Source organism: Kitasatospora sp. NPDC085895, from assembly GCF_040702125.1.
GTDB lineage: Bacteria > Actinomycetota > Actinomycetes > Streptomycetales > Streptomycetaceae > Kitasatospora > Kitasatospora arboriphila.
Genome location: NZ_JBFBJY010000022.1, coordinates 41,412 through 62,406 on the forward strand (window position 1 = coordinate 41,412; position 20,995 = coordinate 62,406).

The following is a 20,995-nucleotide window of genomic DNA, read 5'->3' on the forward strand; positions in this document are numbered from 1 at the left end:
CTCCCCCCCGGGCCGAGGGCCGGTCAGTGCAGGACGCTGACCGCGCGGGCGATGACGAGGAGGGAGGTGATGAGCGCGGCGACGCTCTCGACGCCCATGAGGATCTTGGCGCGGGCGGAGAGCGGCATGGTGTCGGTCGGGCTGAAGGCGGTGGAGTTGGTCACCGAGACGTAGAGGTAGTCGATCAGAGTGGGCGCCCAGTCGCAGGAGCGGCTGGAACCGTCGGCGACCTCCTCCACCGCGTCGTCGTTCTCGTCCTGGGAGAAGCGGAAGTCCGCGAGGGGGAGGTCCGTGCGCGGCACCTGGGTGCGCGTGACCGGTCCGCCGCGGTCGAGTTCCCAGAACGCGAGTCCGAAGACGATGACGTCGGTGGCCCAGACCTGGAGGGCGGCGACCAGCAGCGATCCGCCGTCCTTGACGTCCGCCGCCACCAGCGTGTGGACGAGCAGGCCCAGCGCCACCAGGTTGCTCACGCCGATCAGGCCGACCAGGGCCAGCGACAGGGTTCTGGACAGGCGGTTCTCGCGGGTCATCCGGTGCGGGTTCACCGCGACCAGCGGGATCAGGAGCAGCACCTCCAGAGCCGGCAGGACGTAGCGAGGGGCGACGAGCAGCGGCTCCGGCAGGGCGAGGTAGAGCATGATCGCCACCAGGGTGGCCACCATCGCGGGCAGCCGGGCCTCGCCGCGGCGCTCGTGCCGGGGGTGGCGCTGCTGCATCCGCGTGCGGCGGGGGTTCGGTGACCGACGGGCGTTCGACGTTCGGCTGTCCGTGCTCATCGCGGCGGTCCTCCGGATCGGTGCGGCTGACCGGCGGCTTCCCCCGGAAGCGCAGTCCACTCCCCGCACGGCTCCGGCGCTGTCCGCTGCCGCTACCGGCCCCCGGTCACTGCGGCTCGTTGGTGCCTCGCCCGGCGCGGTCGCCGAGGCCGGTCAGTGCACCGACCGGCGGGTACCTGCGCTCGGCCTCGGCGGCGGCGTCCGTGCCCGCGACCGGGCGGCTGGGCCGGGCGCCGGCGGAGGGCAGCAGCCGGGCGGCCAGGGTGAGGGCGCGGGTGGTGGTGGCGGGCGCCAGGCCGTAGACGCGGCTGCCGAGCTTGGCCGCGGGGGTGAGCACCAGCTCGGGGCGGCCCCGTTCGGCGGCCCGGACGATCGCCCGGGCGGCGCGGGACGCGTCCATGGTGAGCAGCGGCAGGCCCGCGGCGGGCCCGAACCAGGCGTACTCGCGCTCGGGCCGGCCCGCGAAGGCGGCGGCCCGGTGGGAGCCGGTGCGCATCAGGCCCGGCAGGACGGTGGTGACGCTGATGCCGTCGGCGGCGAGTTCGGCGCGCAGGCCCGCGGACAGCCCGGCGAGCGCGAACTTGGCGGTGACGTAGGGCAGCAGGTGCGGGGCCGGGATACGGCCGCCGATCGAGGAGACGGTGACGACGGTGCCGCTGCGGCGCTCGCGCATGCCGGGCAGGGCGGCGAGCACCAGCCGGACGGGCGCCCGCACCATGACGTCCAGTGCGCGGTCGAAGTCCTCGGCGGTGAAGGCCTCCAGCGGGCCGACCTGGATCAGTCCGGCGTTGTTCACCAGCACGTCGAGCCGGCCGAACCGCTCGACGGTGGCGGCGACCAGCCGTTCGGGGGCGTCCGGTTCCGCGAGGTCGCAGACGGTGGAGGCGACGGTGCCCCGGCTGCTCAGCTCGCGTTCGGCGGTGGCGAGTTCCTGCGGATCGCGGGCGCAGATCATCACCCGGGCGCCGCGGTCGGCGAGTTCGCCGGCGATCAGCAGGCCCAGCCCGCGGGATCCGCCGGTGACCAGTGCGGTGGCGCCGTGGAAGCGGTCGTCGTGGTGGTGCATGGGCTTCTCCGTCTCCGGTGTCGGGCCCGCACGGGCGACGCCCGTGCGGGAACTCCCCCGTCGGCGCCTGTCCGTGCCCCGGCCGGGGCAAACGGCCGGCCCGGCGGTTTCCGCCACCCCGCGACGGGCAGCCGCGACCACCGGACGAGGAGATGCGCGGAGAGGGTGGTCGGCGTGAAGGCAGTGGTGTTCAAGGGGCCGTTCGAGGTGTCGGTCGAGGAGGTGCCCGACCCGCGGTTGGAGGCCCCGGGGGACGCCGTCGTGCGCATCACCACGACCAACATCTGCGGTTCCGACCTGCACATGTACGAGGGCCGCACCCCGGTGGAGGAGGGCAAGGTCCTCGGTCACGAGAACATGGGCATCGTCGAGGAGACCGGCCCGGGCGTCACCCGGATCGAGCCGGGCGACCGGGTGTCCGTGCCGTTCAACAAGGAGTACCACCGATGACCGACCGCGAGGGCGAGCGGTGGCTCGCCATCTACCTCAACGACCACCTGGCCGGCTCGTACGGCGGTGCGGCGCTCGCCCGCCGGATCGCCCGCACGCACCCGGCCGGCCCGGACGCCCCCGATCTGCGGACCATGGCCCGGGAGATCGCCGAGGACCGGGACGAACTCGTCGCCCTGATGCGGGCGCTGGGTGTCCGGCCCCGGCGGCACCGGATGCTGCTCGGCGCGGGTGCCGAGCTGGCCGGCCGGCTGAAGCTCAACGGGCGGGTGCTGCGCCGCTCGCCGCTGAGCGACCTGCTGGAGACGGAGGCGATGCGCTCCGGCGTCCAGGGCAAGATCGCGCTCTGGCGGGCGCTGCGGGCGGCGTGCTCCGACGACCTGCTCACCGCCCGGCTCCAGCGGCTGGCGGCACGGGCCGACCGGCAGGCGGAGATCCTCGACGCCCGGCAGGCGGAGGCCGCCGAGGTGCTGCGGCACGCCCTCGGCCGGAAGTGGCAGGCGGCGAAGCCCCCGGACCGGGTGCACGACGGCGTGCCGCAGCACGCCTGACCGCGTCCGCCCTCAGCTCTGCGCGGCGACGGCCGCGCAGAGCAGGGCGATGCCGACGGCAAGCCAGGCGAGGTAGTCGCCGAGGTGGCCGGAGTGCAGCCGCCGCAGGCCGCGCACGGCCCGGCCGGCGAGGCGCGGCCGGGCACGGGGTTCGGCCCGGCGGCGTACGGCGGACAGGGCGAGCGCCACGGCCAGCCCGGCCGACAGCAGGCCGAGGAGCACTCCGGGCGCCGTCCAGCCGGCCTCCTCGGCGGGCGGGAGGGCCGTGATGCCCGCCGCCACGGCGGCCCGGTACGCGGCGGGGTCGGTGAAGACGGCCGCACCGCGCGCCAGGGCGGTGGCGGCGGACGGGAGACTGCCGAGGACCAGGCCGAGCAGCAGCAGCACGCCCGGCACGGCGAGCATGGTGGGCGGCAGGGAGCGTGCGGGGTCGTGGATCTCCGGCTCCTCGCCCTCCCCGCTGATCTCCTCCTCGCCGGGCACGGTCCGCGGGGCGGGGCCGACCCCCCAGAAGATCCGCAGGGCCGCGCGCAGCACCGCGGCGCCGGTGGCCGCGGAGACGAGCACGTACACCGCCGGCAGCCAGGGCTGCCAGTGCCCGGCGTCCTCCTCGGCGAGGGCCTTGCCGAGGCCGGTTCCGAACGGCGGGAGGCCGGCCAGGGCGAGGGCGCCGGCCGCGAAGAGCAGGCCGGTCGCGCGCAGGCCGCGGCCCCGGCCGTACAGGCCGTGCTCGTCGACGGAGCCGAAGCGGTCGAGCAGCACCCCGGTCAGGCCGAACAGCGCCGCCTTGACCAGCCCGTGGGCGGCGACGTACAGCGCCGTCCCGGCGGTGCCGTGCGGGGTGAGCAGGGCCACGCCGATCAGGAAGAGGCCGACGTGGCCGACGGTGGAGAAGGCCAGCAGCCGTTTCAGGTGGCGCTGCTGCCAGCACATCACCGCGCCGACGAGGGCGGTGAGCGCGCCGAGGGCGGTGAAGGTGGTGCGGAAGGCCGCGTGCGGGATGCCGCCGGGGCCGGCGAAGACCGTCCAGTAGAGGCGGGCGGTGCCGTAGACGCCGAGTTCCACCATGACGCCGGACATCAGCATGCAGACGGGGGTGGGGGCGACGGCGTGCGCATCGGGCAGCCAGAAGTGGAAGGGCACGGCGGCGGCCTTGACCAGCAGGGCGGTGGCGACCAGCACGAAGGCGACCACGGTCAGCGTGTCGGTGCGGTGGCCGGCGAGGCGCTCGCCGAGCCGGGCGAGGTTCAGCTCGCCGGTGCGGGCGTAGAGCAGGCCGATGCCGAGCAGCGAGCAGTACGCGGCGAAGGAGGTGACGATGCCGAAGACCAGGGCGCCCTGCAGCGGCCTCGGGTCCTCGATCCGGTAGCCCGTCAGGGCGTACGCGGCGGCGCCCATGAGTTCGAAGAGGACGAAGGTGTTGAAGAGGTCGCCGGTGAGCGCGAAGCCGACCATGCCGGCCTCGAAGAGCAGCAGCAGGGCGGGGAAGATCCCGGCCCGTTCGCCGGCCGGTTCGTCGAAGTACCGCCAGGCGTAGACGACGGCGGCGAGCACCAGGACGGCGGCGAGCAGGGCGCAGCCGGCACCGACCGGGTCGGCGGCCAGCACGATGCCCACGCCGCTCGGCCAGCCGCCGAGCCGGGCGGTGGCGATCCCGGGGCTCTTGACCCAGAGGGCGGCGAGGCAGAGCACCTCGGTGGCGGCCGCCGTCGTGGCGAGGACGTCGCAGCCGGTCCGGGGCAGCCGGCGGCCGACGACGGCGAGCAGGGCGGAGCCGAGCAGCGGGATCGCGACGGCGAGCGGCAGCAGGTCCTCGGCGGCCATGCGTCAGCCCTTGAGGCCGGTGAGGGCCTGCGGGTCGACGGTGCGGTGGCGTTTGCGGAGCTGGATGGTCAGGGCGAGCAGCAGGGCGGTGACGGTGGCGCCGACGACCACGTCGGTGAGGGCGAGGGCCTGGACGACCGGGTCGACGACGGGCCGGCTGCCGGGGGCGATGTCGGCGTAGACAGGGGCGGTGGCACCGTCGCGGTAGCCGACGGCGAGCAGCAACAGATAGGTGGAGGACTGGGCGACGGCGAGGCAGCCGATGGCGTGCACGAGGTTGCGGCTGGTGACGAGGCCGTACAGGGCGACGAGCAGCACCCAGCCGGCGGCGAGGTAGGGCCAGACGCCCACTACGGGCGCTCCTTCCGGTGTTCGTCGGGGTCGGTCAGTTCGACGGCCTGGTCGAGGAAGTGGGCGATCAGGACGATCAGCCCGGTGGCGACCTCGACGCCGACGGCGGCGTTCAGCAGCGGGACGGTGCCGCCGGAGGTGATCGTGTTGAAGGTGCCGAGCGGCAGCGTGTTCTGCAGGAAGGCGCTGCCGGCGGCGAGGGTGGCGAGGCCCACGAGGGTGAAGGAGGCCGCGGCGGCGCAGTCGGTGACGTCGAGGACGGCGAGCGGCCGCAGGCTGCGCAGGGCGCGGTAGTCGGCGGCGACGTAGGCGAGGTGCAGGGCGGTGGCGAGCACCACGCCGCCTTGGAAGCCGCCGCCGGGGCTGAGCTGGCCGTGGGCGACGACGTAGACGCCGACGACCAGGGTGACCGGCAGCAGCAGGGTGCCGAAGAGCCTGGTGGTGGGCAGGACACGTCCGGCCTCGGCGCGGCGGTGGCGTTCGTCGCGGGCGCGGCGCAGCAGCAGGGCGGCGCCGAGGACGGTGCCGAAGAGGATGGACTCCTCGCCGAGGGTGTCGAAGGCGCGGAGGTCGAAGTTGACGGAGGAGACGACGTTGGCGGTGCGGTGGGCGAGCGCCGCGGCGGCGGCGCGGTCGCCGTAGGGGTGGCTCGCCGAGCCGAAGGGCGGCAGGTCGGTGCAGGCGGCGGCGAAGAAGGCGGCGATCACCGCGGCGGCGGCCAGCGCCAGCAGCAGGCGGGCGCGGGCGGTCACCGCTGTTCCTCGTCCCGGTCCTCGGGGGCGCGGCGGCGGCCCGTCTTGCGGACGGTCAGCAGGATCAGCAGCGGGGTGAGGGCGGTGCCGACGGCCAGTTGGGAGAGGGCGACGTCGGGTGCCTGGAGGACGGCGAACAGCACGGCGAGGCCGAGGCCGAGCGCGGACAGCACGACGGCCTGCCGGGCCGGGTCGCGGGTGAGCACGGCGACGGTCGCGGTGGCGACGACGAAGGCGAGGGCGAGGCCGATCAGCCAGTGGTTCACCCGTCCTCCCCGTCCCCGGTCCGCCGGACGGCCCGGCCGACGGCGATCGTGGTGGCGGTGCCGCCGGCGGCGAACAGCAGGCCGATGAAGAGCGTCTTGGCGGCCGCCCGGCCGGCGCCCTGGTCGACGGCGACCGCGGCGGCGATCAGCGGCAGTCCGGCGCAGGAGGCGGGGGCGAGCGCGTGCAGCCGCATCGGGGTGCCGCGCAGCCGGACGAGGGCGAGGGCCGACAGCAGCACGAAGGCGACTCCCGTCCACAGCAGCACCAGGGCGGTGACATGGCCGGCCGTCATGGTGATCCTCCGTCCGTTTCGGGGTCGTCCTCGTCGGGTCCGCCGCTGCGGCCGGCGACGAAGCGGGTGAAGACCAGCGCCCCCGCGGGGGCGAGGACGGCCAGCACCAGCGCGAGGTCCTGGTAGGACGGCCGGTCGTAGGCCGGGGGCAGCAGCAGGAACACCGCCCCGACCACGCTCGACAGCAGGCAGAGCCCGATCAGCCGGCCCACGGTGCCGCCCCTGGAGACCGCCCACACGCAGGCGGGGACGTCGACGGCCAGCAGCACCAGGGCCGCGGCCGTCCAGGCGCTCACCGCCGCTCCCCCGGGTCGGTGACGGTCTTCTCCACCGGTCCCGGGCGCCGGTCGAGGGTGTGCAGCAGGGGGTCGTCCTCGTGCGGCATGTCGAGGACGCAGGTGTCCGGCGAGGCGGCCAGCACGATGCCCGCCCAGCCGGGGTCGGTGCCCCGCCGGACGGCCGTCCGGCGCAGCACGGCGTCCTCGGGGCGGCGCACCGCGGCAGCCAGCAGGGTGCCGCAGCCGCGCAGCACCGCCCAGGGCAGCAGCAGCACCGCCCGTCCGGCGCCGTGGGCGCCGCGCCACCGGACGCCCGCGGCGCGGCGCATGGCGCGGGCGGCGCAGGCGGCGCCGAGTGCGGCGGTGGCGGCGACCAGCAGTTCGACCGGCGACACGGTGCTGATCAGCAGGACCGTCAGGCCCGTGAGCGCGCCCCACCACACGGCGATCTCGGCCGCGCCCGCGACCACCCGCGTCGTCCTTCCGTCGATGGGGTCCTCCGTGGGTCGGCGCTCCGGGCGGCGGCCTGGGCGGCGGTCAGTCCGGCGGCTCGACGGGCTCGTCCGGATCGGGTTCGGTGTCCGGCTCCTCGGGGGACGTGCCCGGGCGGGGCGGCTCGGGCGGCGGGGTCGGCGAGCCGGGCGGCGGGGGCGGGTCGGGCGGCACCGGGGTGACGTCCGGGTCGGGGGGCGTCGGGACGGATCCCATGGTGGTCACTCCTGTCGTACGGCGGTCGGAGGCGCGCCGCGGCCGGGTCGCGGCCGTCATGCGCCGGGCCCTGCTTCCGTGGCGGTGCGCGGGACGGGCGGCGCCGGCCGCAGGCCGGGGATCACCCGTCCGGCGGCGCGGGCGGCGGCTGCGCCGAAGCTGCCGAGGGCGTGCGCGGCCTGCTGCTGGCGGCTGCGGGCGCGGGCCTTCCGGTCGAAGCGGCCGTGCGCGCCGAAGTCCGTGTCGCGGTCGGCGGGCTCGAACAGGTTGTCCGGCCCGTCGGCGGGCCGCGGTTCGTCGGTCTGCTGGGAGTCGAAGCCCGTCCGGGCGAGGTAGCGGTCCAGCAGGCCGGGTGCCACGGCGTTGGCGATCAGAGTGGCGACGGTGCTGGCGCCGACCCAGTACTCGCGGCGGGCGGGGTGGTCGGCGGCGTACAGCACCGCGCGGGCGGCGATCTCGGGCTGGTAGATCGGGGGTACGGGCTGCGCCCGTCGGGGCAGCCGGGAGCGCACCCAGTCGAACTGCGGGGTGTTGACCGCGGGCATCTGCACCATGGTGGTCCGCACGGCGGTGCCGGAGGCGAGGAGTTCGCAGCGCAGTGCCTCGTGCCAGCCCTGGATGGCGTGCTTGGCGCCGCTGTAGGCGGTCTGCAGCGGGATGCCGCGGTAGGCGATCGCGGAGCCGACCTGGACGACGGTGCCGCGGCCGCGGGGCAGCATCCGGCGCAGTGCGGCGCCGGTGGCGTAGACGTAGCCGAGGTAGGAGACCTCGGTGACGCGGCGGAACTCCTCGGGGGTGATCTCGGTGAAGGGGGCGAAGACGGAGGAGAAGGCGTCGTTGACCCAGACGTCGATCGGTCCGAGCTCCTCCTCGGCACGCCGGGCGGCGGCCTCGACGGCGTCGGGGTCGGCGACGTCGGCCTCGATCGCGATCGCCTTCGCGGCGCCGGCCCGTTCGGCTTGGTGCACGGCCCCGTCGAGGCCGGCGCGGCCGCGGGCGATCAGCGCGAGCCGGTCGCCGCGGGCGGCGAAGGCGGCCGCGCAGGCGCGGCCGATGCCTCCGCTCGCGCCGGTGATCACCACGGTCCGCGGGGCAGGTCGGTGCTCTGTCATACCGTGCGGCTCCCCGGTCGGCGGCGGGACAAACGGGGGTGGCCGCGGGCTGCGGTCAGGAACGCAGGGCGGGCAGCACGAGTTCGCGGTAGGCGTCGAAGAAGACCTCCTGGTCGGGGCCGATCTGGCCGACGTACACCTCGTCGAAGCCGGCCCGGGCGTATGCGCGCACCGTGTCGATGTGCTGCTGGGCGTCGTCGCCGCAGGTCACCGCCTCGTCGATCATGTCGCGGGTGACGAGCTCACTGGCCTGCTCGAAGTGCGCGGGGGTGGGCAGCAGCTGGGCGAGTTCGCCGGGCAGCAGTTCGGTGGGCCAGAGCCGGTGGACGGTGTCGACGGCCTTCTCGCGGTTGCTGCTCCAGCAGACCTTCACGCCGCCGATGACGGGTTTGCCGGTGCCGCCGCCCGCGCGGAAGGCGTCGACCAGGTCGGCGTCGGGGGTCATGGTGACGAAGCCGTCGCCGATCCGGCCGGCCAGTTCGGCGGCGTTCGGGCCGAAGCCCGAGACGTGGATCGGCAGCGGGCCGTCCGGCGCGGTGTAGAGCCGGGCGTTGTCGACCGTGTAGTGGCGGCCGCGGTGGCTGACCTGGCGGCCGGTGAAGAGCGCGCGCATCACCTCGACGGCCTCCTCCAGCATGGCGGCCCGGTCGTCGAAGGACGGCCATCGGTCGCCGTGGACGTGCTCGTTCAGCGCCTCGCCGGTGCCGACGCCCAGGGCGAACCGCCCGCCCAGCAGCACGCTGGAGGTGGCCGCGGCCTGCGCGGTGACGGCCGGGTGCAGCCGGACGGTCGGACAGGTCACCAGGGTGGTGACCGGCAGGTCCACGGCCTGCGACAGTGCGCCGATCATCGACCAGACGAACGGGCTGTTGCCCTGGGCGTCGTTCCACGGGTGGAAGTGGTCGGAGATGGCCAGCCGGGTGAATCCGGCCCGCTGGGCTCGTCGGGCCTGGTCGATCAGTTCGGCGGGCGTGAACTCCTCGCACGACAGGAAGTAGCCGTACTCGGTCATGGTGTGCCGGTCCTCTCTGTGGCGGTCCCCCTTCCGTGCGGCGGCTACCCGGGGCGGCGCCGGGGACACCTCGTCCGTCGTCCCTGCGGACTCAGGCGGAGAGCAGCGCGGTGATGCAGCCGTCCCAGTCGATCCGGGCGGCCTCGGAACCGACCGGCACCAGTTCGGTGGTGACGGCGAGGAAGCGGGTCAGGTGGCCCACCGGGGTGTGCAGCAGGGCCACGTCGGCGTGCCGGCCCAGCGCGATGAACACGTCGGTGTCGCAGCAGGGTTCGACGCGGACGTCGCCGTCGCCGGCCGGGCCGCGGAGCCCGTCGAGCAGCAGGTCGCGGGAGACGACCCAGGTGGCCTCGGGGTCGAAGCCGTGGAAGTCCAGGTGGACGGCGTAGGGGTCGTCGGTGCGGTAGTGGCAGTCGACGCTCAGGTCGTGGACCGAGTCGGCCCCGGTGATCAGCCGCATGGGCATGCGGGCGGTGACGCCTTCCATCTGTGGCAAGTCCCTTCGCCGGGCCGGCGCAGCGCACCGTGGTGGGCCCCGCGTCTGCCCGCCCGCCGGGCGATCACACGGCCGGTGATGTGCGGATCCGGTGAATGATGCGCCGTCAGACGGGTTGTGCGAGACGGACGGAGGCCTCCAGCATCAGAGCGTGGACGAAGGCCTGCGGCAGGTTGCCGCGCAGCTGGCGCTGGGCGACGTCGAACTCCTCGGCGTACAGCCCGGCGGGACCGCAGGCGGCGCGGTTGCGTTCGAACCAGCGCACGGCCTCCACCGCGTCGCCCTGCTGGTGCTCGGCGAGGGCCAGCACGAAGCCGCACAGCAGGAAGGCGCCCTCGGCGTCCTCCAGCGGGCGGCGGTCGTGGCGGAACCGGTAGAGGTAGTGGTCCTGGACGAGGTCGGCGCGGACGGCCCGCAGGGTGGCCGTGGTGCGTGGGTCGTCGGCGGCCAGGGCGCCGCGGACGGCGGGCAGCAGCAGCGCGGCGTCCACCGCGGGGTCGGTGGGGGTGCGCTGCCAGCGGCCGGTGGGGTGCAGGCTGTCGGCCGCGGTGTCGGCGGTGATCCGGTCGGCGAGCGCCTCCCAGTGGGCGGCGCGGCCTGCTCCGGCGCCGGGGGCGGCCGCGGCGGCGCGCAGTCCGGCGGCGCAGATCAGCCGGCTGTGCGCCCAGCGGTCGTCGTGGAGTTCCCAGATCCCGGCGTCCGGCTCGCCGTGGCGGGCCTCGACGGCCTCGGCCGCGATCAGGGCGGCCCGCCGCCCGTCGGCGTCGAGCCGGTCGTGCCGGGCGGCGGCGGCGAGCAGCAGCAGGCTCTCGCCGAGCGCGTCCAGCTGGAACTGCCGGTTGACGTGGTTGCCGACGACGTCGGAGCCGCCGGGGTAGCCGGGCAGGTCGAGGGTGCGCTGGCCGGGGACGGCCGTCCCGGCGGGGGTGTAGGCGGGGGCGAGGGCCGGTCCGTCGGCCAGCAGCCGGGCGGTGACGAAGCGGACGGAGCCGTCGAGCAGCGGGTGCGTTCCTGCGGCCGCGGCGGCCTGGCCGATGTAGCACTGGTCGCGGATCCAGACGTACCGGTAGTCGTAGTTGCGGCCCTGTTCGGCCCGTTCGGGGAGGCTGGTGGTGGCGGCGGCGACGGTGCCTCCGCCGGCGCCGGTGAGGCCGCGCAGCACGGCGACGGCGTGCCGGGCGTCGCGGCGGCCGAGGACGTGCGGCAGGTCGGGGACGCAGTCGGCCCAGGACTCCTCGGTGCCGCGCCAGAGCACGTCGGCCGGGTCCGGCGGTGGCAGCGGCCGGTCGGAGACCTCCAGCACCAGGTCCTGGTGGGTGCCGGCGTCCAGGCGTATCCCGGCGGTGAGGGCGGTGCCGTCCGAGCTGGCGGGCCGGGCGTCGGGGGCGCCGGTCCAGCGCAGGTGCAGGTCGCCCGTCCGGCCCGTCCAGCGGCCGGCACCGTCGCGACGCAGGTCGCGCAGCGGGTGGGCGCCGAAGCCGGCCGCCGGCTCCAGGTGGACGTCGACGCGGGCGTCCCCGTCGACGGCGAGGATCCGGCGCAGCAGCACGGCGCGGTGCGGGTCGCCGGGGTGGGCGAGGGCCTCGCGGCATTCGACGATGCCGGTGGTGGTCGTCCAGCGGCTGCGCCAGATCAGGCCCCCGTCCTCGTAGTAGCCGCCCCAGACGAAGGGTTCGGCGGGCGTGACGGTGTAATGGCCGGTGCCGCCGATCAGGGCGGTGAGGACGGCGTCGCTGTCCCAGCGGGGTGCGCACATCCAGACGATGTCGCCGCGCGGACCGACGAGGGCGCCGCGTTCGCCGTCGGCGAGCAGGGCGTAGTCGCGCAGGGCGTGCGGGGCGGGGCCGTTGCCGCTCGGGGCCATGGGGTCCTCTCTGCCGGGTTCAGTGGGTGCGGAAGCGTTCGGCCTCCTGCGGTCTGAGGGTCAGTCCGAGGCCGGGGGCCCCGCTCTCGCCGGGGTGGATGCTGCCGCCGGCGGGGTCCAGGGCCCCGTCGAAGAGGAGGTGCTCGATGCGGACGTGGTCGTGGAACCACTCCAGGTGGCGGAGGTTGGGGATCGCGGCGGCGGCGTGGGCGTGCACGTGCGGCGCGCAGTGCCCGGAGAGTCGGAGGCCGTGCGCCTCGGCGAGGGCGGCGGCGCGCAGCCAGACGGTGAGGCCGCCGCAGCGGGTGGCGTCGGCCTGCAGGCAGTCGACGGTCGGCGCCATCCGGGCGAAGTACGGCAGGTCGTAGCCGTATTCGCCGGCGGCGACGTCGGCGGTGACGGTGTCGCGGACGAGGGCGAGGCCGGCGAGGTCGTCGGAGGAGACGGGTTCCTCGTACCAGGTGACGCCGAGTCCGGCGAGGGTGCGGCCGATCCGGACGGCCTGTTTGCGGGTGTAGGCGCCGTTGGCGTCGACGTACAGTTCGGCGTCCTCGCCGATCAGGGCGCGGGCCCGTTCGGTGCGCCGCAGGTCGCGTTGCTCGTCGCCGCCCCACCCCTCCCCGATCTTGATCTTGAATCGGGTGAGGCCCTGCCGGGACCAGCCGGTGAGCTGCTCGGCGAGCCGGTGGTCGGAGTAGGTGGTGAAGCCGCCGCTGCCGTAGACGGGCACCTCGTCGCGGGCGGCGCCGAGCAGGCGCACCAGCGGGAGGTCGAGCAGCCGGGCCTTGAGGTCCCACAGGGCGATGTCGACGGCGGAGACGGCGCCCGCGACCAGGCCGGGGCGGCCGGCGTTGCGGACGGCCCGGGCCATCGCCTCGTTGGCGGCGGGCACGTCCAGCACCGGGCGGCCGGTGACGGCGGGGGCGAGCAGCCCGGTGACGGCCTGCGCGGTGGCGGGGGCGCCGTACGTCCAGCCGAGGCCGGTGGCCTCCCCCGCCCGGGCCGTCACGAGGACCATGGTGGTGCTGTCCCAGGCGAGGGTGCCGTCCGCCTCGGGGCCGTCGGTCGGGATCTCCAGCACCTGGACGTCGAGGCCGTCCAGCGCCGGTCCGCCGCTCACGGCCGGCTCCGCTCCGCCGGGCCGCCGCGCGCCCCGGCGACCAGCCGCTGCGCGGCGCGGTCGACCAGCGCCATGATGGTCAGCGCCGGGTTGGCGGAGCCCTGGGTGGGCAGCACGCTGCCGTCGGTGATCATCAGGTTGGGGACGGCGAAGCTGCGCAGGTCGCCGTCGACGACGCCGTCCTCGGGACGGGCGGCCATCCGGCAGCCGCCGACCAGGTGGGCGTAGCGCTCGATGGTGATGACCTCGGTGGCGCCGGCCGCCTTCAGGATCCGCTCCATGGTGGCGCGGGCGGCCCTGATGACGGCCCGGTCGTTGTCGCACTGGCTGTAGGCGAAGTCGGCGACCGGCAGGCCGTGGCGGTCCTTCTCCCCGGAGAGGGTGACCCGGTTGCCGGGCAGCGGCAGCAGTTCGCAGAGCGCGCCGAGGGTGCCCCAGTGGATGTAGTCCTGCATGTAGCGGCGCAGGTCGTGCCCCCAGTGGCCCTGGGCGGCGACGTGCTCGGCCCAGGTGATCGGCAGCGGCGAGATGGTCTGGATCGCGTAGCCGCGCTTGAAGTCGGCGGCGGGGTCGGTCTCGTAGAAGTCCTCGCAGGAGACCTCCGGCGGGGGTGCCTTGTACGAGCGGATCTCCTCGGTGAAGCGTCCGGCTGTCTGCGGGGCGCCCTGGACCATCAGGTAGCGGCCGACCTGGTCGTGGTCGTTGCACAGGCCGTCGGGGAAGCGGCGGTTGGCGGAGTTGAGCAGCAGCCGGGGGGTCTCGACCGAGTAGCCGGCCACCGCCACCGTGCGGGCCCGCTGCAGGTGTTCGCGGCCGTTGCGCAGGTAGCGCACGCCGATCGCGCGGCGGCCCTGCGGGTCGGTCTCGACGGCGACGGCCATCGCCTCGGTGCGGATCTCGGCGCCGTGCGCGAGCGCGTCGGGCACGTGGGTGATCAGGGTGGAGGCCTTGGCGTTGACCTTGCAGCCCTGCAGGCAGAAGCCGCGGTAGATGCAGTGCGGGCGGTTGCCGAAGCGGCCGTTGGTGATGGCGACCGGGCCGACCCGGGCGTTCAGCCCGAGGGCGTCGGCGCCGCGCAGCAGGACCTCGCCGTTGCCGCCGACCGGGTGCGGGGCGTGCGGGTAGGGGTGCGGGTCGCCCCAGGGCCAGTACTGGCCGGCGACCGGCAGCTCCTGCTCGATCCGCTCGTAGGAGGGCCGCAGGTCCTCGTAGCGGATCGGCCAGTCGGCGCCGACGCCGTCGTCGGTGCGGGTGGAGAAGTCGGAGGGGTGGAAGCGGGGCACGAAACCGGCGAAGTGCACGGTCGAACCGCCCACGCCGCGGCCGGAGTTGTTGGAGCCCATCGGGACGGGGTCGGTGCCGGAGATGACCCGCGGTTCGGTCCAGTACAGGTGGTGGGAGCCGGCCTCGTCGCTGACCCAGTGGGTGTCCGGATCCCAGAACGGCCCGGCCTCCAGGCAGACCACGGACCAGCCGGCGTGCGCCATCCGCTGGGTGAGGGTGGCGCCGCCCGCCCCGCAGCCGACCACCACGAGGTCGACCTCCTCGGTGTCGTCGAAGCGCCGCATGTGCTCGACCAGCCGGTGGTCGAAGCGGGCGCCGTCCTCGGGCAGCAGCCAGGCGGAGGCGTTGCGTTCGCGGATCGCCTTCTGCGAGGAGGCGGTGAGGCGCAGGGTGCCGGCGGCCTCGCGGAGCCGGCTGCGTACGGCGCCGCTCATCCGGTCCTCCTTCCGTCACGGGGGTCTGCCGGGTCGACGGGGTCCGCGTCCGCCGCCTCGAAGGGCTCGCGCAGGCCGATGCCGAGGCGCTGGTAGCCGCGCGGGTAGGCCGGGCCGGGAAAGCCGATCTCGTTCCAGGCCCAGGGGTGGGCGTAGAAGGCGGTGCAGGCGTAGCGGGTCCACAGGCTCCACACGTGCTGGGCCGGCAGGCCGTGCCAGGGTTTGCCGTGCAGGTCCTGGACGGCCTGGACCAGCTCCTTCTGCTGCCCGGTGTCGAGGTCGGCGAAGGAGGCGGCGCCGTACCGCTCCGCGGCGTCCTCGTCGAGGGCGGCGAGGGTGGCCCGCCAGGCGTCGCCGTCCTCGGGCATGTCGCTGTAGCGCCAGCCGTCGGTCTGCGCCTCGGCGAGCCGGGCGTCGACCATCTGCAGCACGGGTACCTTCGGGGCGCCGGGCGGGCCGTCCTGGGCGAGCAGCCGGTCGAACAGGGCGCCGGCGGTCGCCTCCTCGGCGGGGGTGAAGAACCGCAGGTCCGGCTGGCGGGCGAGGCGGCCGACGACGGTGGCCCCGGTGGCCGGGTCCCAGTGGGGAACCTGGTCGAGGACGTCGAAGTCCGGGAAGCGGCGGCCGCTCTCCCCCGACGGGACGCGGCGGCCGATCGGCAGGTGCTGTCCTCCCACGGCTCACCGCTCCCGGCGCAGCACGGAGGCGAGCAGGCCCATGCCGCCGACCATGGTGACCAGCAGCGGGGCGAACAGCGGCGGCCCGGTCTCGATGTTGAAGCGGGCCATCGACCAGCCGCCGGGCTTCTGCGCGATGCCGCGGACGTGCAGCCAGGTGCCCTGCAGCCCGTTGGCGACGACGGCCGCGGAGACCACCGGCAGCACGGTGTGCGCGGCGCGTTCGCTGCGGAAGCCGGCGATGCCGGCCGCGGCGCCGAGCGGGCCCAGCGCCACGGGCCACCACATCATCCGGTTCCCGAAGCCGGCCCGGTCGTGCTCCAGGTAGATCTCCGCCGCGGTGATCAGCGCGCCCGCGGAGGTCAGCAGCGACAGCGACCGTTCGATGCGGCCGTACCGGACGTTGGCCGCCATCCGAGTGGCCGCGGCGGCCGGGTGCTCCCGGAGACTGCGCACGGCGCTCATTTCTTCCCCCCGCCGGGCAGGAACTCCTGGATCTTGGCCTTCACACCCTGCTTCACCACGGCGGCGCGGTCGCTGTCGCCGTGCAGCACGGCGGAGGCGGCGGACTTGATCTGGTCCCAGCTGGCGTGCGGCGGGATCGGCGGGACGGCCGGGTCGGTGCGGAAGTCGATGACGAACGGACGGTCGGCGGCGAGGGCCTGACGCCACACCGGTTCCACGTCCTCCGGCCGTTCGACGCGCACGCCGTGCAGGCCGAGCAGCACCGCGATGTCGGCGTAGCGGACGTCGGGCAGGCTCTGCGAGGCCTCGAACTGGGGGGCGCCCTGCATGGCGCGCATCTCCCAGGTGACCTGGTTGAGGTCCTGGTTGTTGAGGACGGCGACGACCAGCCGCGGGTCCGACCACTCCTGGTAGTACTTGGCGGCGGTGATCAGCTCGGCGAGGCCGTTCATCTGCATGGCGCCGTCGCCGACGATCGCGATCGCCGGCCGGTCGGGGTGGGCGAACTTCGCGCCGATCGCGTACGGCACACCGGGGCCCATGGTGGCGAGGGTGCCGGAGAGGGAGCCGCGCATGGTGCCGCGCATCCGCAGGTGCCGGGCGTACCAGTTGGCGGCGGAGCCGGAGTCGGCGGCGACGATCGCGTCCTCGGGCAGCAGGGCGTCGAGGGCGTGCACCACGTGCTCCGGGTTGAGCGGTTCGGCGGGGACCTCGGCCCTGCGCTGCATGACCTCCCACCAGCGGGCGGTGTTCTCCTCGACGGTCTTGCGCCAGCTGCGGTCCTCCTTGCGCTCCAGCATGGGGATCAGCCGGCGCAGGGTCTCGGCGGCGTCGCCGACCAGGTTGGCCTCGAAGGGGTAGCGCAGGCCGACCATCGACGGGTCGAGTTCGATCTGCACCGCCCTGGCCTGGTCGAACTCCGGCAGGAACTGGGTGTACGGGAAGCTGGAACCGACCACCAGCAGGGTGTCGCAGTCCCGCATCAGCTCGTAGGACGGGCGGGTGCCGAGCAGGCCGATCGAGCCGGTGACGTACACCAGGGTGTCCGGCAGCACGTCCTTGCCGAGCAGGGCCTTGGCGACACCGGCGCCGAGCAGTTCGGCGGTCTCCTCGACCTCGGCGCGGGCGTGCCGGGCGCCCTGCCCGACCAGCATCGCGACCTTCTCGCCGGCGTTGAGGATCTCCGCCGCCCGGGCGAGGTCCTCCTCGGCGGGGATCGGCGCCCAGCGGCCGAGACCGAGGCTGGAGGGCACCTGCTTGAAGGCGTGCGCGGGCGGTTCCCAGTCCAGCTCCTGCACGTCGGCCGGGATGATCACGGCGGTGACGGTGCGCTTCGCCGTGGCCACCCGCATCGCCCGGTCCAGCACGTTCGGCAGCTGCTCGGGGACGGTGACCATCTCGCAGAACTCCGAGGCCACGTCCTTGTAGAGGCTCAGCAGGTCGACCTCCTGCTGATAGGAGCCGCCCATCGCGCTGCGGTCGGTCTGGCCGACGATCGCCACCACCGGAACGTGGTCGAGCTTGGCGTCGTACAGGCCGTTCAGCAGGTGGATGGCGCCGGGGCCGGAGGTGGCCGCGCACACGCCCGTCCGGCCGGAGAACTTCGCGTAGCCGACGGCCTCGAAGGCGGCCATCTCCTCGTGCCGGGCCTGGACGAACCGCGGCCGGTCCTCGGCCCGTCCCCAGGCGGCGAGGATCCCGTTGATTCCGTCGCCGGGGTAGGCGAAGACGTACTCCACCTCCCATTCCCGGAGGCGTTGCAGTACGTAGTCGGAGACCTTCATCGGCCGGCTCCTCCTCTGGCTCGGGCGAGGAGCGGTGCACCCCTCTGAGGGCAGCTAACCGCTGTGGCGGCGGCAAAACCCGTACGGTCCCCTCCGGCCGCCGCACGGCACGGGTGCCGGCGGCCACCGTCGGCACGCCATCAGCGGGGTCCTTCCGCCGCGTCCGCACGACCGCCTGCGGTCATCAGCCGGGCGGCGACCGCGGTCGCCCCCAGCAGCGCACCCGCCGTCCCCAGGGCGTACTGCGCACCGAGGGTCGCGGGCCGCCCCGCGCCGCCGCCGGCCAGGTAGACGCCCGCGACGAGCGCCGTGCCGAGCGTGCCGCCCAGCTGCTGCACGGCGTTGAGCAGCCCGGCCGCCGACCCGGTCTCCTGCGGCGAGACGCGGCTCAGCGCCGCCGTGAAGAACGGCGGGGTGAACAGCCCGACGCCGAGGCCGGCCGCGGCGAGGGCGAACGGCAGGCCGGGCGGGTAGTGGCCGGCGGGCGCGGCACGGTGGGCGAGCACCGCGGCGGCCAGCCCGGCGGCGAGGGTGGCGAGGCCCGCGTGCAGCACCCGGGTGCCGTACCGGGGGACGAGGCGGGCACCCGCGGCCCAGGAGGCGGCGGCGAGCCCGGCGGACCAGGGCAGCAGGGTCAGCCCGGTGGCGAGCGGGCCGTGGTGCAGGCCGAGTTCCAGGTGCAGCACCACGGTGATCATGAGGCCGTTCATGGTGGCGAAGAACAGCGTCGAGGTGGCCAGGGCCGCCGGGAAGGCGCGGCCGCGGAGCAGCGACGGCTCGACCAGCGGGGTGCGGCCGGCCGCAGCGGCCCGGCGCTGCTGCACGGCGAAGGCGGCGAGGACGGCTGCGCCGAGCCCGGCAGCAACTCCCGCGGCCGGGCCCGGCACGCCGGTGCCGGAGGCGAGCGGGCAGACCAGCAGCGCGGTGCCGGCCGCGGAGAGGACGATGCCGACCGGGTCGAGGCGGGGCCGCACCCGGGCGCGGTCCTCGCGCAGGCGCGGGGCGATCACCAGGACGGCGGCCGCGAGCGGCAGGTTCACCAGGAACACCGCTCGCCAGCCCGTGCCGAACACGTCGGCGTGGGTCAGCACCCCGCCGAGCACGGGGCCCAGCACCGCGGCGAGCCCCATCACCGGCCCGATGGCGCCCAGGGCCCTGGGGAGTTCCGCGCCCTCGAACATCGCCCGGATCAGCCCGAAGGTCTGCGGGACGATCAGCGCCGCGGCGGCCCCCTGCACCGCCCGCAGACCGATCAGCGCACCGCCGCTCGGAGCGAGCGCGCAGGCCAGCGAGGCCACGGCGAACGCGGTGACGCCGGTCCGGAAGACCCGGCGGCGGCCGGCGATGTCGCCGAGGCGCGCGGCCGTCAGCAGGCCGAGGGCGAACGCGAGGGTGTAGGCGGCGCCGTACCAGGGGATCGCGGCCGCGGGCCCGCCCAGGTCGGCGTGGATGACCGGGCCGGCGACCTGCACCACCGTCGCGTCGAGCAGGTTCATGGCCTCGGCGGTGAGCAGCGCGACCAGGGCGGTCCACCGCCACCGGTACGCGGCCGGGGCCGGCCGGTCGGGCACGGTTGGCGTGCGGTGGCCCGGGCGGGCGGCGGGCGTGTCGGAGTGCTGGGTCATGGGTCCCCCGTGGCTGGTCGTGGCGGGCGGCGGCCCGCGTCCACCACCCTGGCGCCGTGCCCCGGCGCGCTTCCATCCACCGGGCCCGAATCGTGGATCCGTTCCACCGAGCACCGCTAGATTGGCGAATGTGCTCGAACTGGACGACCTCGACCGCGGCCTGATCCACGCCCTCCAGGTGGACGCCCGCGCCCCGTTCACCCTCGTCGCCGACGTGCTCGGCTGCTCGACCCAGACCGCGGGGCGCCGCTACCGCCGCCTGCACGCCGAGGGCGGCCTGCGGGTGGTCGCCCTGCCGACCCCGCGCAGCACCCGGACGCACCAGTGGTTCCTCCGGCTGACCGCCGCCACCCGCACCGCCCACGACCTGGCGACCGCACTGGCCCGCCGGCCCGACACCTCCTGGGTCCGGCTCACCTCCGGCGGCACCGAGATCGTCGCGATCGTCCACACCGCACCCGGCGGACCGGACGCCCATTCCCTCCTGCTCCGTGACATCCCGCGCACCGCCGGCATCACCGCCGTCTCCGCGCACTACCTGCTGCACACCTACGTCGGCGGCCCGACCGCCTGGCGCGGCCGGATCCGCACGCTCACCGCCGAACAGGAGGCCCGGCTCCGCGCCCACGACGCCACGGCCGTGGAACCGGCGGAGCCGGACGGCGAGGCGTACCTGCTCACCGACGCCGATATGCGCCTGCTCGCGGCCCTGCGCGAGGACGCCCGGGCGAGCTACGCGGAGCTGGCCGCCGCCACCGGCACCACACCCGCCACCGCCGCCCGCCGGCTCACCGACCTACGGGCACGCGGCGCCCTGTTCTTCGACATCGACATCGAACCCGCCCTGCTCGGCGCGACCGTCTCCGCCCTGCTCTGGATGCAGGTCGCCCCCAGCCGACTCGACGAGGTCGCCACCGCCCTGGCCACCCACGACGAACTCGCCGTCGTCGCCGCCACGACCGGCCCCACCAACCTCGTCGCCCACGCCCTCTGCCGCAACGCCGAGGCCCTGCACCACTACCTGACCCGGCGCATCGCCCTCGACGCCATCACCCGCATCGAGACCGCCCCCGTCCTGCGCACCTTCAAGGCCGCCGCCACCCTGCGCAACTGACGCCCCGCCGGGCTCAATGCCCCGGGCCGACCTCAACGCCCGGGCCGGGGAAGCCGAGGTCCGCGATCTCCATGGCCCAGGTGCGGAACGCGTCCGCGTCGGTGGACCCGACCGGCCGGTGCTCAGGGATCCGGGCGGCGGTGGCGGCGTCCAGGAGGTCGGCGAGGCCGAGGTGGTGCCAGTCCTGGTGGACGGCGTTGTAGGCGCGCATCAGCGGGGCGACCCTCGCCCTGATCGCGGCCACCTCCTCGTCACCGAGACCGACCCGGCGCAGCCGGGCCCGTGTGGCGGCCAGGCGCCCGGGGGTGAACTCGGTGTCGAGGAAGGGTTCGAGGAGGTCGCCCCACACGTCGGGCCTGGACCGCCGGGGAATCCCGTTGGCGGTGCAGAACGATTCCAGTGCGGCCCGCCTGCCGGCCGGGACGAAGAGGGTCTCGCCCAGGACGGTCCGGATCTCCGGCGGGTCGGCCTGCGGATCGGCGTCCCGCACGGCCGTCGCGGGGACGATGCGCTCCCCGCCGGAGGCGGCACCCGGGACGGGCCCCGGAAGGCGGACGTGGTCACCGGCGAGCACGACGTCGAGTTTCACCGGGCCATCATGCCCGAGCCGGCCTCGGACGCGCCGTCGAAGGGCGCTCGGACGGTCGGCTCAGGGGCGCCGGGGGCGGCTGGGGGCGCCCACGACCTTTG

At 75.3% G+C, this 20,995-nt stretch carries 23 protein-coding genes and 1 pseudogene; 3 read left to right on the forward strand and 21 right to left on the reverse strand.

Annotated features, from left to right (window positions below; all coding sequences use genetic code 11):
- Nucleotides 1-23: 23 nt before the first annotated feature.
- A complete protein-coding gene (locus AB0442_RS16595) occupies nucleotides 24-779 on the reverse strand; it encodes a hypothetical protein (RefSeq protein ID WP_366163459.1) in 756 nt (251 codons plus the stop codon).
- A gap of 106 nt (nucleotides 780-885) precedes the next feature.
- Nucleotides 886-1,845 (reverse strand): SDR family oxidoreductase, encoded by a 960-nt coding sequence (locus tag AB0442_RS16600; protein WP_366163461.1) that lies wholly within the window; start codon nucleotides 1,843-1,845, stop codon nucleotides 886-888.
- A gap of 174 nt (nucleotides 1,846-2,019) precedes the next feature.
- On the opposite strand from AB0442_RS16600, the pseudogene AB0442_RS16605 reads away from it, so the two are divergent.
- Both AB0442_RS16605 and AB0442_RS16610 read left to right on the forward strand, forming a co-directional pair.
- Nucleotides 2,020-2,277, forward strand: a pseudogene (locus tag AB0442_RS16605) (alcohol dehydrogenase catalytic domain-containing protein); the annotation flags it as partial.
- 14 nt (nucleotides 2,278-2,291) lie between these two features.
- Nucleotides 2,292-2,846 carry a hypothetical protein gene (locus AB0442_RS16610; protein ID WP_366163463.1) on the forward strand — a complete coding sequence of 185 codons (555 nt, stop codon included), beginning with the start codon at nucleotides 2,292-2,294 and terminating at the stop codon, nucleotides 2,844-2,846.
- A gap of 12 nt (nucleotides 2,847-2,858) precedes the next feature.
- Here the strand turns inward: AB0442_RS16610 and AB0442_RS16615 are convergent, their stop codons facing one another.
- The 18 genes from AB0442_RS16615 to AB0442_RS16700 form a co-directional block, all read right to left on the reverse strand.
- Nucleotides 2,859-4,670 carry a complex I subunit 5 family protein gene (locus AB0442_RS16615; RefSeq protein WP_366163465.1) on the reverse strand — a complete coding sequence of 604 codons (1,812 nt, stop codon included), beginning with the start codon at nucleotides 4,668-4,670 and terminating at the stop codon, nucleotides 2,859-2,861.
- 3 nt (nucleotides 4,671-4,673) lie between these two features.
- Nucleotides 4,674-5,021: a sodium:proton antiporter gene (locus AB0442_RS16620; RefSeq protein ID WP_366163466.1), complete on the reverse strand. Its 348-nt coding sequence runs from the start codon at nucleotides 5,019-5,021 to the stop codon at nucleotides 4,674-4,676.
- Nucleotides 5,021-5,773 carry an MnhB domain-containing protein gene (locus tag AB0442_RS16625; protein WP_366163468.1) on the reverse strand — a complete coding sequence of 251 codons (753 nt, stop codon included), beginning with the start codon at nucleotides 5,771-5,773 and terminating at the stop codon, nucleotides 5,021-5,023. Before AB0442_RS16625 ends, AB0442_RS16620 begins: the two co-directional genes overlap by 1 nt.
- Nucleotides 5,770-6,039 (reverse strand): DUF4040 domain-containing protein, encoded by a 270-nt coding sequence (locus tag AB0442_RS16630; protein ID WP_363544985.1) that lies wholly within the window; start codon nucleotides 6,037-6,039, stop codon nucleotides 5,770-5,772. Before AB0442_RS16630 ends, AB0442_RS16625 begins: the two co-directional genes overlap by 4 nt.
- The gene (locus tag AB0442_RS16635) at nucleotides 6,036-6,332 is read right to left on the reverse strand and encodes a monovalent cation/H(+) antiporter subunit G (protein ID WP_366163470.1); all 297 of its coding nucleotides are present in this window, start codon (nucleotides 6,330-6,332) and stop codon (nucleotides 6,036-6,038) included. Before AB0442_RS16635 ends, AB0442_RS16630 begins: the two co-directional genes overlap by 4 nt.
- Nucleotides 6,329-6,628: an MrpF/PhaF family protein gene (locus AB0442_RS16640; RefSeq protein WP_366163472.1), complete on the reverse strand. Its 300-nt coding sequence runs from the start codon at nucleotides 6,626-6,628 to the stop codon at nucleotides 6,329-6,331. The genes AB0442_RS16635 and AB0442_RS16640 overlap by 4 nt, the downstream gene beginning before the upstream one ends.
- The gene (locus AB0442_RS16645; protein ID WP_366163474.1) at nucleotides 6,625-7,080 is read right to left on the reverse strand and encodes a hypothetical protein; all 456 of its coding nucleotides are present in this window, start codon (nucleotides 7,078-7,080) and stop codon (nucleotides 6,625-6,627) included. Before AB0442_RS16645 ends, AB0442_RS16640 begins: the two co-directional genes overlap by 4 nt.
- 67 nt (nucleotides 7,081-7,147) lie before the next feature.
- Nucleotides 7,148-7,318, reverse strand: a complete 171-nt coding sequence (locus tag AB0442_RS16650) for a hypothetical protein (protein ID WP_363543923.1) — start codon at nucleotides 7,316-7,318, stop codon at nucleotides 7,148-7,150.
- Between the two features lie 56 nt (nucleotides 7,319-7,374).
- Entirely contained in the window at nucleotides 7,375-8,430 is a 1,056-nt protein-coding gene (locus AB0442_RS16655) for an SDR family oxidoreductase (protein WP_366163476.1), read from the reverse strand.
- Between the two features lie 55 nt (nucleotides 8,431-8,485).
- Nucleotides 8,486-9,442: a TIGR03557 family F420-dependent LLM class oxidoreductase gene (locus tag AB0442_RS16660; RefSeq protein WP_366163478.1), complete on the reverse strand. Its 957-nt coding sequence runs from the start codon at nucleotides 9,440-9,442 to the stop codon at nucleotides 8,486-8,488.
- Nucleotides 9,443-9,533: 91 nt separating this feature from the next.
- On the reverse strand, nucleotides 9,534-9,929 hold the full coding sequence (locus tag AB0442_RS16665) for an SsgA family sporulation/cell division regulator (protein WP_366163480.1): 396 nt from the start codon (nucleotides 9,927-9,929) through the stop codon (nucleotides 9,534-9,536).
- Nucleotides 9,930-10,044: 115 nt separating this feature from the next.
- Nucleotides 10,045-11,802, reverse strand: a complete 1,758-nt coding sequence (locus AB0442_RS16670; protein ID WP_366163482.1) for a glycoside hydrolase family 15 protein — start codon at nucleotides 11,800-11,802, stop codon at nucleotides 10,045-10,047.
- A 19-nt stretch (nucleotides 11,803-11,821) separates the two neighbouring features.
- Nucleotides 11,822-12,922: an enolase C-terminal domain-like protein gene (locus tag AB0442_RS16675; protein WP_366163484.1), complete on the reverse strand. Its 1,101-nt coding sequence runs from the start codon at nucleotides 12,920-12,922 to the stop codon at nucleotides 11,822-11,824.
- A complete protein-coding gene (locus AB0442_RS16680) occupies nucleotides 12,919-14,640 on the reverse strand; it encodes a GMC family oxidoreductase (RefSeq protein WP_366163486.1) in 1,722 nt (573 codons plus the stop codon). The genes AB0442_RS16675 and AB0442_RS16680 overlap by 4 nt, the downstream gene beginning before the upstream one ends.
- Nucleotides 14,637-15,317, reverse strand: a complete 681-nt coding sequence (locus tag AB0442_RS16685; RefSeq protein ID WP_366163488.1) for a gluconate 2-dehydrogenase subunit 3 family protein — start codon at nucleotides 15,315-15,317, stop codon at nucleotides 14,637-14,639. Before AB0442_RS16685 ends, AB0442_RS16680 begins: the two co-directional genes overlap by 4 nt.
- A 3-nt stretch (nucleotides 15,318-15,320) precedes the next feature.
- Nucleotides 15,321-15,773: a hypothetical protein gene (locus tag AB0442_RS16690; RefSeq protein ID WP_366163490.1), complete on the reverse strand. Its 453-nt coding sequence runs from the start codon at nucleotides 15,771-15,773 to the stop codon at nucleotides 15,321-15,323.
- 5 nt (nucleotides 15,774-15,778) lie between these two features.
- Nucleotides 15,779-17,566: a thiamine pyrophosphate-requiring protein gene (locus AB0442_RS16695; RefSeq protein WP_366163492.1), complete on the reverse strand. Its 1,788-nt coding sequence runs from the start codon at nucleotides 17,564-17,566 to the stop codon at nucleotides 15,779-15,781.
- 140 nt (nucleotides 17,567-17,706) lie between these two features.
- Nucleotides 17,707-19,191, reverse strand: a complete 1,485-nt coding sequence (locus AB0442_RS16700; protein ID WP_366163494.1) for an MFS transporter — start codon at nucleotides 19,189-19,191, stop codon at nucleotides 17,707-17,709.
- A gap of 130 nt (nucleotides 19,192-19,321) precedes the next feature.
- Here AB0442_RS16700 and AB0442_RS16705 point away from each other — a divergent pair, with 130 nt between their 5' ends.
- Nucleotides 19,322-20,305, forward strand: coding sequence for an Lrp/AsnC family transcriptional regulator (locus AB0442_RS16705; RefSeq protein WP_366163496.1), 984 nt, complete (start codon nucleotides 19,322-19,324; stop codon nucleotides 20,303-20,305).
- A gap of 13 nt (nucleotides 20,306-20,318) precedes the next feature.
- Here AB0442_RS16705 and AB0442_RS16710 read toward each other — a convergent pair whose 3' ends face one another.
- Nucleotides 20,319-20,894, reverse strand: a complete 576-nt coding sequence (locus AB0442_RS16710; RefSeq protein WP_366163498.1) for a hypothetical protein — start codon at nucleotides 20,892-20,894, stop codon at nucleotides 20,319-20,321.
- Nucleotides 20,895-20,995 lie beyond the last annotated feature (101 nt).

Bases quoted from the DNA above. Each gene is read 5' to 3' on its own strand.
- AB0442_RS16595 (WP_366163459.1), bottom strand. From the start codon at position 779: ATGAGCACGGACAGCCGAACGTCGAACGCCCGTCGGTCACCGAACCCC.
- AB0442_RS16600 (WP_366163461.1), bottom strand. From the start codon at position 1,845: ATGCACCACCACGACGACCGCTTCCACGGCGCCACCGCACTGGTCACC.
- AB0442_RS16610 (WP_366163463.1), top strand. From the start codon at position 2,292: ATGACCGACCGCGAGGGCGAGCGGTGGCTCGCCATCTACCTCAACGAC.
- AB0442_RS16615 (WP_366163465.1), bottom strand. From the start codon at position 4,670: ATGGCCGCCGAGGACCTGCTGCCGCTCGCCGTCGCGATCCCGCTGCTC.
- AB0442_RS16635 (WP_366163470.1), bottom strand. From the start codon at position 6,332: ATGACGGCCGGCCATGTCACCGCCCTGGTGCTGCTGTGGACGGGAGTC.
- AB0442_RS16650 (WP_363543923.1), bottom strand. From the start codon at position 7,318: ATGGGATCCGTCCCGACGCCCCCCGACCCGGACGTCACCCCGGTGCCG.
- AB0442_RS16655 (WP_366163476.1), bottom strand. From the start codon at position 8,430: ATGACAGAGCACCGACCTGCCCCGCGGACCGTGGTGATCACCGGCGCG.
- AB0442_RS16660 (WP_366163478.1), bottom strand. From the start codon at position 9,442: ATGACCGAGTACGGCTACTTCCTGTCGTGCGAGGAGTTCACGCCCGCC.
- AB0442_RS16665 (WP_366163480.1), bottom strand. From the start codon at position 9,929: ATGGAAGGCGTCACCGCCCGCATGCCCATGCGGCTGATCACCGGGGCC.
- AB0442_RS16670 (WP_366163482.1), bottom strand. From the start codon at position 11,802: ATGGCCCCGAGCGGCAACGGCCCCGCCCCGCACGCCCTGCGCGACTAC.
- AB0442_RS16680 (WP_366163486.1), bottom strand. From the start codon at position 14,640: ATGAGCGGCGCCGTACGCAGCCGGCTCCGCGAGGCCGCCGGCACCCTG.
- AB0442_RS16695 (WP_366163492.1), bottom strand. From the start codon at position 17,566: ATGAAGGTCTCCGACTACGTACTGCAACGCCTCCGGGAATGGGAGGTG.
- AB0442_RS16700 (WP_366163494.1), bottom strand. From the start codon at position 19,191: ATGACCCAGCACTCCGACACGCCCGCCGCCCGCCCGGGCCACCGCACG.